At 56.0% G+C, this 12,544-nt stretch carries 14 protein-coding genes, 1 tRNA gene and 2 pseudogenes; 10 read left to right on the forward strand and 7 right to left on the reverse strand.

Features of this window, described 5'->3' with window-relative positions; translation table 11 throughout:
* The first annotated feature begins 230 nt into the window (after positions 1 to 230).
* The 9 genes from thrS (at position 231) to CKW32_RS18135 (ending at position 7,686) form a co-directional block, all read left to right on the forward strand.
* Positions 231 to 2,153: a threonine--tRNA ligase gene (thrS, locus tag CKW32_RS18095; RefSeq protein WP_095185580.1), complete on the forward strand. Its 1,923-nt coding sequence runs from the start codon at positions 231 to 233 to the stop codon at positions 2,151 to 2,153.
* Positions 2,153 to 2,704, forward strand: a complete 552-nt coding sequence (infC, locus tag CKW32_RS18100) for a translation initiation factor IF-3 (protein ID WP_015884933.1) — start codon at positions 2,153 to 2,155, stop codon at positions 2,702 to 2,704. Before thrS ends, infC begins: the two co-directional genes overlap by 1 nt.
* Positions 2,705 to 2,764: 60 nt before the next feature.
* Positions 2,765 to 2,959, forward strand: a complete 195-nt coding sequence (gene rpmI / locus CKW32_RS18105) for a 50S ribosomal protein L35 (protein WP_002553160.1) — start codon at positions 2,765 to 2,767, stop codon at positions 2,957 to 2,959.
* Positions 2,960 to 2,988: 29 nt separating this feature from the next.
* Positions 2,989 to 3,345, forward strand: a complete 357-nt coding sequence (gene rplT, locus CKW32_RS18110; RefSeq protein WP_003192488.1) for a 50S ribosomal protein L20 — start codon at positions 2,989 to 2,991, stop codon at positions 3,343 to 3,345.
* 109 nt (positions 3,346 to 3,454) lie between these two features.
* Positions 3,455 to 4,471 carry a phenylalanine--tRNA ligase subunit alpha gene (gene pheS, locus CKW32_RS18115; protein ID WP_032886973.1) on the forward strand — a complete coding sequence of 339 codons (1,017 nt, stop codon included), beginning with the start codon at positions 3,455 to 3,457 and terminating at the stop codon, positions 4,469 to 4,471.
* 26 nt (positions 4,472 to 4,497) lie between these two features.
* Entirely contained in the window at positions 4,498 to 6,876 is a 2,379-nt protein-coding gene (gene pheT / locus CKW32_RS18120; RefSeq protein WP_095185581.1) for a phenylalanine--tRNA ligase subunit beta, read from the forward strand.
* Positions 6,877 to 6,879: 3 nt separating this feature from the next.
* Positions 6,880 to 7,182 carry an integration host factor subunit alpha gene (gene ihfA, locus CKW32_RS18125; RefSeq protein WP_002553164.1) on the forward strand — a complete coding sequence of 101 codons (303 nt, stop codon included), beginning with the start codon at positions 6,880 to 6,882 and terminating at the stop codon, positions 7,180 to 7,182.
* Positions 7,163 to 7,519 carry a MerR family transcriptional regulator gene (locus CKW32_RS18130; RefSeq protein WP_003219935.1) on the forward strand — a complete coding sequence of 119 codons (357 nt, stop codon included), beginning with the start codon at positions 7,163 to 7,165 and terminating at the stop codon, positions 7,517 to 7,519. The genes ihfA and CKW32_RS18130 overlap by 20 nt, the downstream gene beginning before the upstream one ends.
* A gap of 90 nt (positions 7,520 to 7,609) precedes the next feature.
* A tRNA-Pro gene (locus CKW32_RS18135) sits at positions 7,610 to 7,686 on the forward strand.
* Positions 7,687 to 7,764: 78 nt separating this feature from the next.
* Here the strand turns inward: CKW32_RS18135 and CKW32_RS18140 are convergent.
* The 3 genes and pseudogenes from CKW32_RS18140 to CKW32_RS28640 all read right to left on the reverse strand — a co-directional run.
* Positions 7,765 to 8,106 (reverse strand): annotated as a pseudogene (locus CKW32_RS18140) (integrase); the annotation flags it as partial.
* Entirely contained in the window at positions 8,081 to 8,257 is a 177-nt protein-coding gene (locus CKW32_RS28325) for a hypothetical protein (protein WP_095185582.1), read from the reverse strand. The pseudogene CKW32_RS18140 and the gene CKW32_RS28325, both read right to left, overlap by 26 nt.
* A 244-nt stretch (positions 8,258 to 8,501) precedes the next feature.
* Positions 8,502 to 8,735, reverse strand: coding sequence for a hypothetical protein (locus CKW32_RS28640; protein WP_256585345.1), 234 nt, complete (start codon positions 8,733 to 8,735; stop codon positions 8,502 to 8,504).
* Positions 8,736 to 8,908: 173 nt separating this feature from the next.
* Here CKW32_RS28640 and CKW32_RS18155 point away from each other — a divergent pair, with 173 nt between their 5' ends.
* Positions 8,909 to 9,424, forward strand: a complete 516-nt coding sequence (locus CKW32_RS18155; RefSeq protein WP_095185583.1) for a hypothetical protein — start codon at positions 8,909 to 8,911, stop codon at positions 9,422 to 9,424.
* A 110-nt stretch (positions 9,425 to 9,534) separates the two neighbouring features.
* Here CKW32_RS18155 and CKW32_RS18160 read toward each other — a convergent pair whose 3' ends face one another.
* The 4 genes and pseudogenes from CKW32_RS18160 to CKW32_RS18175 all read right to left on the reverse strand — a co-directional run bounded on the left by CKW32_RS18160 (position 9,535) and on the right by CKW32_RS18175 (position 12,537).
* A complete protein-coding gene (locus CKW32_RS18160; protein ID WP_095185584.1) occupies positions 9,535 to 10,449 on the reverse strand; it encodes a transporter substrate-binding domain-containing protein in 915 nt (304 codons plus the stop codon).
* Between the two features lie 60 nt (positions 10,450 to 10,509).
* Positions 10,510 to 10,794: pseudogene (locus CKW32_RS18165) on the reverse strand (aldehyde dehydrogenase family protein); the annotation flags it as partial.
* An 85-nt stretch (positions 10,795 to 10,879) separates the two neighbouring features.
* Positions 10,880 to 11,695 (reverse strand): CoA ester lyase, encoded by an 816-nt coding sequence (locus CKW32_RS18170; protein WP_032886966.1) that lies wholly within the window; start codon positions 11,693 to 11,695, stop codon positions 10,880 to 10,882.
* Positions 11,692 to 12,537, reverse strand: a complete 846-nt coding sequence (locus CKW32_RS18175; protein WP_095185585.1) for a MaoC family dehydratase N-terminal domain-containing protein — start codon at positions 12,535 to 12,537, stop codon at positions 11,692 to 11,694. The genes CKW32_RS18170 and CKW32_RS18175 overlap by 4 nt, the downstream gene beginning before the upstream one ends.
* Positions 12,538 to 12,544 lie beyond the last annotated feature (7 nt).

Below are 12,544 nucleotides of genomic sequence, written 5' to 3' on the forward strand. Positions count from 1 at the left end.
TCATCTGTGCTAGCATCGCTCCCCTGGCTATTCCCGGGCGCGCCATTTGCCGCCTTGCCATGTTCTTTTTGTTCACTCCAGTCACTCTGGTTCGATTATCGGTTGGCCGAAAGGCTCCTGCCGCTGTAAGGCAGGCGTTCATCACTGAACGGCCTGGTATTGGATCTTGTACTGGCTCATCCCAACCCACGTGACCTTTGGTAGGGGTCACCACTAGGAGAGGAGGCGCCATGCCAACTATTACTCTTCCCGATGGCAGTCAACGTTCATTCGATCATGCTGTATCCGTATCCGAGGTCGCCGCATCCATTGGTGCCGGTCTGGCAAAGGCTACTGTGGCCGGCAAGGTCGACGGCAAACTGGTTGATGCCAGTGACCTGATCACCTCTGACGCCAGTCTGCAAATCATCACGCCCAAGGATCAAGAGGGGCTGGAGATCATTCGCCACTCTTGCGCGCACTTGATTGGCCATGCGGTCAAGCAGTTGTACCCAACCGCGAAGATGGTAATCGGTCCGGTTATCGAAGAAGGCTTCTATTACGACATCGCCTACGAACGTCCTTTCACTCCGGACGACATGGCTGCCATTGAGCAGCGCATGCACGCGCTGATCGAGAAAGATTACGACGTCATCAAGAAAGTCACCCCGCGCGCCGAAGTGATCGAAGTGTTCACTTCCCGTGGTGAGGACTACAAGCTGCGTTTGGTGGAAGACATGCCGGACGAGCAGGCCATGGGCCTGTACTACCACGAAGAATACGTCGACATGTGCCGTGGTCCACACGTGCCGAACACACGCTTCCTCAAGTCATTCAAGCTGACCAAGCTGTCCGGCGCCTACTGGCGCGGCGATGCTAAGAATGAGCAGTTGCAACGTATCTATGGCACTGCCTGGGCTGACAAGAAGCAGCTGGCCGCCTATGTCCAGCGCATCGAAGAAGCTGAAAAGCGCGATCACCGTAAGATCGGCAAGCGCCTGAATCTGTTCCACCTCCAGGAAGAAGCGCCGGGTATGGTGTTCTGGCATCCGAACGGCTGGACCCTGTATCAGGTGCTTGAGCAGTACATGCGCAAGGTGCAGCGTGATAACGGTTACCTGGAGATCAAGACCCCGCAGGTCGTTGATCGCAGCCTATGGGAGAAATCCGGGCACTGGGCCAACTACGCCGACAATATGTTCACCACCCAGTCGGAAAATCGCGACTACGCCATTAAGCCAATGAACTGCCCATGCCACGTGCAGGTGTTCAACCAGGGCTTGAAGAGCTACCGCGAGTTGCCGATGCGCCTGGCCGAGTTCGGTGCTTGCCACCGTAACGAGCCGTCGGGTGCGCTGCACGGCATCATGCGCGTGCGCGGCTTCACTCAAGACGACGCCCACATCTTCTGCACAGAAGAGCAGATGCAGGCTGAATCCGCTGCGTTTATCAAGCTGACCATGGACGTTTATCGCGATTTCGGTTTCACCGACGTCGAGATGAAGCTGTCCACTCGTCCGGAAAAGCGTGTCGGTTCCGACGAGCTGTGGGATCGCGCCGAAGCGGCACTGGCCGCAGCGCTTGATAGTGCGGGGCTTGCGTACGACCTGCAGCCGGGGGAGGGCGCGTTTTACGGTCCGAAGATCGAGTTCTCGCTGAAAGATTGCCTTGGCCGCGTCTGGCAGTGTGGTACCCTGCAGCTCGATTTTAACCTGCCGATCCGTCTGGGAGCCGAATACGTCTCCGAAGACAACAGTCGTAAGCACCCGGTTATGCTGCACCGGGCGATCCTCGGCTCGTTCGAACGGTTCGTCGGGATCCTGATCGAGCACTACGAGGGTGCATTCCCCGCGTGGCTGGCTCCGACCCAGGCAGTGATCATGAATATCACTGATAAACAGGCAGAATTTGCCGCTGAAGTTGAAAAAACTCTCAACGAAAGCGGATTTCGTGCCAAGTCCGACTTGAGAAATGAAAAGATCGGCTTTAAAATCCGCGAGCATACTTTGCTCAAGGTCCCCTATCTTTTGGTTATTGGAGATCGGGAAGTCGAGATGCAGACTGTCGCTGTGCGTACTCGTGAAGGTGCTGACCTGGGCTCTATGCCCGTCGCCCAGTTCGCTGAGTTCCTCGCGCAAGCGGTTTCCCGGCGTGGTCGCCCAGATTCGGAGTAATTATTATTAAGCGTGAAATGAGACAAGATAAACGAGCTGCACCGAAAGCCCCGATCAACGAGAATATCTCGGCACGCGAGGTTCGGTTAATTGGCGCTGACGGCGAGCAGATTGGCATCGTCTCGATTGATGAAGCGCTTCGTATTGCAGAAGAGTCCAAGCTGGACTTGGTGGAAATCTCCGCCGATGCAATCCCACCTGTTTGTCGGGTGATGGACTACGGCAAGTCGATCTTCGAAAAGAAGAAGCAGGTTGCCGCGGCGAAGAAGAACCAAAAGCAGATTCAAGTAAAAGAAATCAAGTTTCGTCCAGGGACGGAGGAAGGGGATTACCAGGTAAAACTGCGCAACCTGGTACGTTTCCTGAGTGATGGGGACAGGGCCAAGGTATCCTTGCGATTCCGCGGCCGTGAGATGGCCCACCAGGAGCTGGGGATGGAACTCCTCAAGCGGGTTGAAGCTGACTTGCTTGAGTACGGTTCGGTCGAACAGCATCCTAAGATGGAAGGACGCCAACTGATCATGGTCATCGCCCCGAAAAAGAAGAAGTAATCAACAGGGCACGGCAGGCCTTCTGATTATGTTTATCAACTGAATGCGGAGTATCCGAACATGCCAAAGATGAAGACTAAAAGTGGTGCTGCTAAGCGGTTTCTGAAAACTGCTAACGGTATCAAGCATAAGCACGCTTTCAAGAGCCACATCCTGACCAAAATGTCGACCAAGCGTAAGCGTCAACTGCGCGGTAGCAGCTTGCTGCATCCGTCTGACGTGGCAAAAGTCGAGCGCATGCTGCGCCTTCGTTAATTTTGGATCAAGAATAGAGGAAGTAACTCATGGCTCGTGTAAAGCGTGGCGTCATGGCCCGTAAGCGTCACAAAAAAATTCTGAAACTTGCTAAAGGCTACTACGGCGCGCGTTCACGCGTATTCCGTGTTGCCAAACAAGCGGTAATCAAGGCAGGCCAATACGCCTACCGTGACCGTCGTCAGAAAAAACGTCAGTTCCGCGCTCTGTGGATCGCTCGTATCAACGCCGGTGCGCGTGTTAACGGTCTGTCCTACAGCCGTTTCATCGCTGGCCTGAAAAAAGCGTCCATCGAAATCGACCGTAAGGTTCTGGCTGAACTGGCCGTGAACGAAAAAGCGGTGTTTGCTGCGATTGTCGAGAAAGCTAAAGCCTCCTTGGCTTAAGTACCCCCGACAGTCACCTTGGGCTGCTCCTGTAGCCCAAGGTGGTAAACGTCATAAATAGGGGAAGAGCCTTCAAGCTCTTCCCCTATTTTGTATCTGGAGTCTGTACATGGAAAACCTGGACGCGCTCGTCGCTCAAGCTCTTGAGGCTGTGCAAAGCGCTGAAGATATCAATGCCCTGGAGCAAATCCGGGTTCACTACCTTGGCAAAAAGGGTGAATTGACTCAGGTGATGAAGACCCTGGGGAATTTGCCAGCCGAAGAGCGCCCGCAAGTCGGCGCGCTGATTAACGTTGCCAAGGAGCGCGTCACAGAGGTTCTCAATGCGCGCAAGGCGTCGATGGAGGAGGCCGATCTTGCGGCCAAACTCGCCGCCGAGTCTATTGATGTAACTTTGCCTGGCCGTGGCCAGGCCTCGGGTGGTCTACATCCGATCACCCGGACTCTGGAACGTATCGAGCAGTTCTTCACCCATATAGGCTATGGCATTGCCGAAGGCCCTGAGGTCGAAGACGACTATCACAACTTTGAGGCGCTCAACATCCCAGGCCATCACCCGGCCAGGTCGATGCACGACACCTTCTATTTCAACGCGAACATGCTGTTGCGCACCCATACCTCACCGGTACAGGTCCGCACCATGGAAGCGAACAAACCGCCGATCCGCATCGTCTGCCCAGGTCGCGTTTATCGTAGCGACTCCGATATCACCCACTCGCCGATGTTCCATCAGGTCGAAGGCCTGCTGGTTGATCGCGATATCAACTTCGCCGACCTCAAAGGCACCATCGAAGAGTTCCTGCGAGTGTTCTTCGAGAAAGAGCTGGCGGTACGTTTCCGTCCATCGTTCTTCCCGTTCACCGAGCCTTCCGCTGAAGTCGACATGGAATGCGTGATGTGCAGCGGTAAAGGCTGCCGAGTCTGCAAGCAGACTGGTTGGCTGGAAGTGATGGGCTGCGGCATGGTTCACCCCAACGTGCTGCGCATGTCCGGGATCGATCCGGAAGAGTTCTCGGGCTTTGCCTTCGGCATGGGCGTTGAGCGTCTGGCCATGCTGCGTTACGGCGTGAACGACTTGCGTCTGTTCTTCGACAACGACTTGCGGTTCCTCGCGCAATTTCGCTAGTCGTAACGAATCTTTAGGAGAGCAGGATGAAATTCAGTGAACAATGGCTGCGCGGCTGGGTAAGCCCGCAGGTAGATCGCGACGCGCTGGTTGCTCGTCTGTCGATGGCCGGTCTTGAGGTCGATAGCGTAACGCCGGCCGCCGGTGTTTTCAGTGGCGTGGTTGTGGGCGAGGTGCTGAGCACCGAGCAGCACCCTGATGCAGACAAACTGCGTGTGTGCCAGGTCAGCAACGGGGCGGAAACTTTCCAGGTTGTGTGTGGAGCGCCAAACGTGCGTCCGGGTCTGAAGATTCCGTTTGCCATGATCGGTGCCGAACTGCCAGGCGACTTCAAGATCAAGAAGGCTAAGCTGCGCGGCGTTGAGTCCAACGGTATGCTGTGCTCCCAGGCAGAGCTGCAGGTAGGCGAAGGTAACGACGGCTTGATGGAGCTGCCGGCGGACGCGCCTGTTGGCCATGACATTCGTGTCTACCTGGAACTGGAAGACGCCAGCATCGAGGTCGACCTGACCCCAAACCGTGGCGACTGCCTGTCCCTGGCTGGGCTGGCCCGTGAAGTGGGCGCGCTGTACAACGCCCCGGTTACCCGTCCAGTAGTTGCCGCCGTGCCTGCGGTACACGATGAAGTGCGTCCGATTGAGGTGCTGGCGCCAGCTGCCTGCCCACGTTACCTGGGCCGCGTAATTCGCAACGTCGACCTGTCCAAGCCAACTCCGCTGTGGATGGTTGAGCGCCTGCGCCGCGCCGACGTACGCAGCATCGACGCTGCCGTCGACATCACCAACTACGTGATGCTTGAACTGGGCCAGCCGCTGCACGCCTTCGATCTCGCCGAAATCAATGGCGGCATCCGCGTACGCATGGCTGAAGAAGGCGAGAAGCTGGTTCTGCTCGACGGCCAGGAAGTCAGCCTGCGCGCCGACACCCTGGTGATCGCTGACCATTCCCGCGCTCTTGCGATCGCCGGCGTAATGGGTGGCGAGCACAGCGGTGTTTCCGCGACCACTCGCGATGTCTTCCTTGAAAGCGCGTTTTTTGATCAAATCGCCATCGCTGGCAAGGCCCGCTCCTACGGCCTGCACACCGATGCGTCGCACCGTTACGAGCGTGGCGTAGACTGGAAGCTCGCCCGTGAAGCCATGGAGCGCGCCACTGGCCTGCTGCTGGAAATCACCGGTGGCGAAGCCGGCCCGATCACTGAGATTGTCAGCGAACAGCATCTGCCGTGCGTTGCGCCGATCACCCTGCGCGCCAAGAGCGTTGAGCAAATGCTTGGCCTGGTCATCGCACCGACTGAAATCGAGCAACTGTTGTCGGCCCTCGGGTTGAACATCTCTGCGGGCGGGGAAGGGCAGTGGCATGTTGAAGTGCCAAGCCATCGCTTCGATATCAGCCTGGAAGTCGATCTAATCGAAGAGTTGGCTCGTCTGTACGGTTACAACCGCCTGCCGGTTCGTTATCCGCAAGCGCGCCTGGCACCGCAACCCAAGGCCGAGGCGCGTGCGCACTTGCCAGAGTTGCGTCGTCTGCTGGTTGCCCGTGGTTACCAGGAAGCGGTGACCTACAGCTTCATCGATCCGAGACAGTTCGAACTGTTCAACCCTGGTGTCCAGCCCCTGTTGCTGGCCAACCCGATCTCCAACGACATGGCCGCGATGCGCTCGTCTCTATGGCCTGGTCTGGTGAAGGCCCTTTCCCACAACTTGAACCGCCAGCAAGACCGCGTGCGCATGTTTGAAAGTGGTCTGCGTTTCGTTGGTCAGTTGGACGGTTTGAAGCAAGAGCCGATGCTGGCCGGTGTTGTCTGCGGCAGTCGCTTGCCGGAGGGCTGGGCGCAGGGCCGCGATGCTGTGGACTTCTTCGACGTCAAGGCTGACGTGGAAGCCGTCCTTGGCTTTGCTGGTGCATTGGATGCGTTCACCTTCGTTCCTGGCAGCCACCCGGCGCTGCATCCAGGGCAGACTGCACGTGTTGAACGTGAAGGTCGCTTGGTAGGCTTCGTCGGTGCTATCCACCCAGAATTGTCGAAAACCCTCGGTCTCGACCGTCCAGTATTCGTTTTCGAGTTGGTCCTGGCTGAAGTCGCCTCGGGCAAGATGCCTAAATTCAGCGAGCTGTCGCGCTTCCCAGAAGTGCGCCGCGACCTGGCACTGATCGCTGACCGTGAAGTTGCCGCCACTGCCGTTTTGGATGTTATCCGTGAAAATGCAGGGGAATGGCTGACAGACCTCAGGCTATTTGACGTCTATCAAGGTAAAGGCATTGATCCGCATAGAAAAAGCCTTGCAGTTGGCTTGACCTGGCAGCATCCATCGCGCACTCTTAATGACGATGAGGTGAATACCACGACACAAAATATCCTCACCTCGCTCGAACAAAGGTTGAACGCCACGTTAAGGAAGTGACGTATGGGGGCTTTGACGAAAGCTGAGATGGCGGAACGTCTGTACGAAGAGTTGGGTCTGAACAAGCGCGAGGCCAAGGAATTGGTCGAGCTGTTTTTTGAAGAAATCAGACACGCTCTGGAAGACAACGAACAGGTCAAGTTGTCCGGTTTCGGCAACTTTGACCTGCGTGACAAACGCCAGCGGCCTGGCCGCAATCCAAAAACGGGAGAAGAAATCCCGATCACGGCTCGCCGTGTGGTCACCTTTCGTCCAGGGCAGAAGTTGAAGGCCCGAGTTGAGGCTTATGCTGGAACCAAGTCATAACGACGAGCTACCCGTCATCCCAGGCAAACGCTACTTCACCATTGGTGAAGTCAGCGAGCTCTGTGCGGTAAAACCGCATGTGTTGCGCTACTGGGAGCAGGAGTTTCCTCAACTTAACCCCGTCAAACGCACTGGGAACCGTCGGTATTATCAGCGCCAGGATGTGCTGATGATCCGACAGATCCGCGCGTTGCTGTACGACCAGGGGTTCACCATCAGCGGCGCTCGCCAGCGCATGTCCGGTGATGAGGCCAAAGACGATACCACCCAATACAAGCAAATGATTCGCCAGATGATCTCCGAACTCGAAGATGTGCTGGTGGTTTTGAAGAAGTAATACAGGCTTTTAAAATACTTCCACATTTCAAAAGCTTGCGGTATATTCCTGATCGCTTCGTTCAGAAGCGAACCCAGTAAAACGCCTAGTCGGGGCGTAGCGCAGTCCGGTAGCGCACTAGCATGGGGTGCTAGGGGTCGAGTGTTCGAATCACTCCGTCCCGACCATTATTCCTGAGTAATATCAGACACTTGAGCCGATCAGATAGATCGGCTTTTTTGTGCCTGCGCAAAACTGGCGCAAAACTACCCAGTGATTTCGCTGATATTCAGGTCCGGAATCGCCTCTGACCAGATGATTTCCTCATGGTCCCGCTGGTAGTTTTTGGTCATGCCCTCGCTCGCATGGCCAGCGATCTTTTGCCCATCCTTTCCGGCTTTCTTGTACAGGTGCAGCGACAGCGCTCGCACTTCGTGAAAGCCCGGCATTTCCTCTTCCTTCCATCCCGCGTAGCAGTTCGCCGCCTCCCTGGCCTCCTTGAATGCTCGCGTCAAATACCGCTCCTCAACCTTCGTCCAGTGGTCCTTTGTCTGTGCTTGCTTCCGTTTCAGCCGATCTGGTTTACGGTGCACCAAGTAGGGCGAGGCGTGCGCAGTAGTGGTCGAATTCTTTGAGAGTTAGCGACTGATCAACGAGGAACTGAGTGATCATCCGCTGAACAATTACCGCCTCTTCCTGAGTGCTTGCAGCGTGCTTGAGGATTTCGAGCGCGTCGTCGATAAGGATGTGAGCGCTCATAGGTTGCCATCCACGTCGTCTTCGAGCTCTTCCCGTTCTGCTGCAACCGCGTTAAAGGCGTAGGGCCTGAGCAAATCCATGGCGATTCGTTCCGCGGCTTCGATGGGACGCTGTTCGCCCATCAGTTCCGCAGCGTGGCCGCGTGAATCCGCCTGACTGCCAAGGATCGAGGAAAGAAAAGTCGAGTGAACGAATCACGCTCGTCCAGGCCGTCGATCTGGCGCTGATTCAGGATGCCCTGCAGTTAAGTGCAATACCGATCAAACGTCACCACCTGCGGTTGGCCGTGGCGACGCTTCCACTTGATGTCCATGCCGCACACCAACTGTTCCGCAGAATGTTCAAGCCCCTCCTGTTCCGGATTCGCGTCGCTGACCTCTGGAGGCAACTTAGCGTCGAAACGCTCATGGCAAATCTTCAATGCTGCGTTTATGGTCGCCTCCAAGGTGGCGGGTTGTTCACCTGTATTCGTCAACACTCATGCCTCCCGCTGGTTGCCGATGGGCGCGGGGGAGGAGTGCTGACGTAATAGAGGTGGGGAAGGGGCCGGAATATCGCTTTTTGAGGGGGCTCGTCTTGTTTCAAATAAGTGGCAACGTATCTGAGGCTGTGCCAGCATCCGGCAATAAACTTTGGCAAGGAAGCTGAACAATGCTCGATGCTCTGGAAGGCACGCCACTGTGGGTTTACGGCGCATTTCTCTTGGTCTGCTACTACGGTTTGAGTGCCAGGAAAACCAGTCGTGAAAGTCAGCGGTCGCTGATCATCACACCGGTTGTTTTGGTGGTCTGGTCACTCCTTTCTCTCAGCTACGCGGACCGCGTTGAGTTGACCGTGGGCAGTTGGGTCACGGGAATGCTTTTAGGTGGCTTAGTCGCATTTGCACTATTTCCTCGACGCGGACTGACTTTGGACGAGGAGGGCAAGCACCTGATCGTTCCTGGGACATGGAAAGTTCTTGGTATCTCGCTTCTCTTTTTTGCCGTGAAATACTTCATCGGTTATCAAGCTGCCGTACATCCAGAATTCTCGGCCACTGTGGGAATGCTCGCCCTTGCTGGTGCCGCATCAGGGTTTACGGTCGGCTTGTTCTGCGGACGCACGGGTGTCTTCTACTTGGCGTGGCATGCACTTCGAGATGTCCATGAAAGCAAACGCACTATCTGAGCTCGGTCGTTGATAGCTCGATGCGCTCTCATAGAGACGATCGGGCAGCAGCCTTGCAGTCGGCTGCCGTCATTCGATGACCGTCTTCGCACTCAACGACGCGACGGCCGTTAAAGAGCCTTTTCCGGCGCCGGTTGGTCGTTGGGTTGGGCGATGATTGTTTTGAGCTCTGCGCTCATGGGGAATTTGAGATTCAAGCCTTTGGGAGGGATGGGCTGAGTAAACCATTTATCGTAGATGGCGTTGATTTCACCCGAGACAAAAAGTGACTTGATCGAGTCATCCACGACTTTTTTGAGATCCGGATCACCCCGACGCATTGTGCAACCATAGATTTCGTTGGATTGCGGGGTGCCAGTCACCACCCAATCTTCCGGTTTCTTCGCCTTGGCCATCTCGCCCGCGAGCAATGCGTCGTCCTGCATAAACGCAATGGCGCGGCCGGACTCGAGCATTTGGTAAGACTCGCCAATGTCTTTGGCAGAGATTACGTTCATGTTCATCTTTTTCTCGGCATTCATGACCTTGAGCATCCGCTCGGCAGTGCTGCCAGCAGTAGTCACTACGTTCTTGCCGTTGAGATCTTGAAAGTCCTTGTAAACCGAATCCTTCCTGACCAACAGGCGGGTGCTGGCTTCAAAAATGCCGACCGAGAAGTCGACCTGCCGAGCTCTCTCGGCGGTATTGGTTGTGGAGCCGTACTCCAGGTCCACAGTGCCGTTTTGCACCAGTGGGATACGCGTCTGTGATGTCACCAGGTTGTACTGTACGTTCAGCTTGGGCATACCGAGTTCTTGCTTGATAGCCTCGACAATCTTTAATTGAATGTCATGGGAGTAGCCCACCGGCTGACCGGATCCGTCGGCAATATAAGAGAACGGAATGGACGAGTCTCGGTGACCCAGGGTAATGGTCCCCGAGGTCTTGATTTTCTTAAGCGTGCCGGTGGGTTCGGCAGCCATGAGGGCAGTACTACTTAAGGTCACAGTCAGGGTAACGCCCAGGATTGCAGGGAAGGCACGCATCAAAAGCTCCTCATTAGGGTGAAGCGAGAGGTCTCGCGGGGCTTGGCGACTCGCTTGTTGTTAGTGACGGTCCAGCCAGACGGTCTGTGCATTACAGAGCTCGCGCACACCGAAATGCGACAGTTCACGGCCAAAACCGCTTTTCTTTACGCCGCCGAAAGTGACGCGTGGATCGGTTGCGCAATAGCCATTGATGAATACGCCTCCGGTTTTCAGTTCGCCGGCCAGCTTCTGGGCAAGTTCGACATTGCTCGTGTAGATGGTCGAGGCGAGCCCGAATTCACTGTCATTGGCCAGTTCCAGAGCATGTGCGGCGTCCCGCGCAGTGATGATCGATGCCACGGGTCTAAGGCCGGAAACGTTAGTCATGACACCGTCCTGTAGGATGGGAATGGATGCATAGCTTTTAAGCAACAGCGCCGGTTTTGAATCAGATCGCGCGAGCCAAAATGGATTGTGCGCGACCAATGACCGGCGCATCGACCATTTGTCCATCCAGCACGAAAACGCCTTCACCTGAACGAGCGGCTTCGATAATGCGTTGCGCCCAGTGCAATTCTTCCTGGCTTGGTTTCAGCGCCTGATGAATGATCGCGACTTGGGTTGGATGGATACACAACGCGCCACCAAAGCCCATGTCGCGTGCAAAACGAACAGCACGTAGCAGCCCTGCGGTGTCCTGGATCGACGGAAATACCCCATCCAACGCTGGAGCGAGCGCGGCAACCCGGGTTGCAAGCAAAACGGCGTAGCGCGCATGGCTAAGGATTTCTTCAGCGGCAGGGCTGCCAGTAGACAGGTTCAGGTCCAGACCCAGATCCAGACTACCGAACGACAACCGCTCAACGCCTTGAGTGCCGGCAATTTCGTTGAGTGCTGACAAGCCCTTCGCGCTCTCGATGATTGGCCAAATCGGTTTTTCGGTACCGGCAGCTGTGGTGACCTGTTTCGCGCTTTCTGCTTTGGGCAGCAGAATTCCGATAACGCCGGCGTGGCGTCGGCAAAGATCCAGATCCGCAACATGCGCCCAGTGATCCGGGGCATTCACTCGGACCAGAATCCGTGCATCCGGAGCTTCGCTCAGGAACGCGTCGAGATTATCCCTCGCCTGCTCCTTGAGGTTTTCTTGCACGGCATCTTCCAAGTCAACGATGACTCGATCCGCTCCGGTGGCAATAGCTTTTGAGATGCGCTCTGGTCGAGTGGCCGGCACAAACAGGGCGGAGCGAACAATTGATTCGCTCATGGCGTTGCTCCATTGCTGAACTCGATCTCTCCAATCTGTGCTGTGCCGTCCTGATTGCCAGCCCAGACCTGTGCCTTGCCGTTTTCGATTAGACGTCCGCCCACCTCGAAAGGCTTAGGCGAAATCAGAGGTCGTACTCCGCGGAATGCGAAACGCTCAAGGCGCGCAGTTGGATGCGCTTTGGTAAAGGCACGCAAACTCAACGTAGCGATCAATGGACCATGTACCACCAGCCCCGGATAGCCTTCGTTCTCTGTCACATACGGCCAGTCATAGTGAATACGATGACCATTGAAGGTCACTGCGGAATAACGAAACAGCAGGGTTGGAGTGGGCTCTATCCGTTCCTGCCATTGGCCTTCAGGTAGCTTTTCTGTACCGTTCAGTTTGGGCGGGGAAGGTTCACGGTAAACAATGTCCTGATCGTCTTGAAGGGCGCGTTTGCCGTCCTGGAAAAACTCATGGCGTACTGTGACGAACAATAAGGAACCCGTGCGACCGTGCTTCTCCTCGACGTTGAGGATGGTCGATACACAGGTCACTTCAGCACCCACTTTTAATGGCTGGAAAAACTCAATTCGGCTTCCCGCCCACATGCGATTGCGGTTATGGGCCGGCGGCAAAAATCCCCCAAGCGCTGGATGGCCGTCCGGCCCCAGTTCGCTGGCACCCACCGGCTCCTGAAAAAATGCCCAGTGCCACAGGGGCGGCAGCGGCTCACCGGGTTGTGGTGCCGACTCGCCCAATGTCGCGGCAATGCGTCTGACCAGAGTGAAACTGATCCGGTCCTGGCTTTCCTGACGTCGTCCAATCCAGGCGGAAAAATCGGAACTGATGCTCATATTCTTT

Origin of the sequence: Pseudomonas sp. Irchel 3H9 (genome assembly GCF_900187495.1) — a bacterium.
Taxonomy (GTDB): Bacteria; Pseudomonadota; Gammaproteobacteria; order Pseudomonadales; family Pseudomonadaceae; genus Aquipseudomonas; species Aquipseudomonas sivasensis.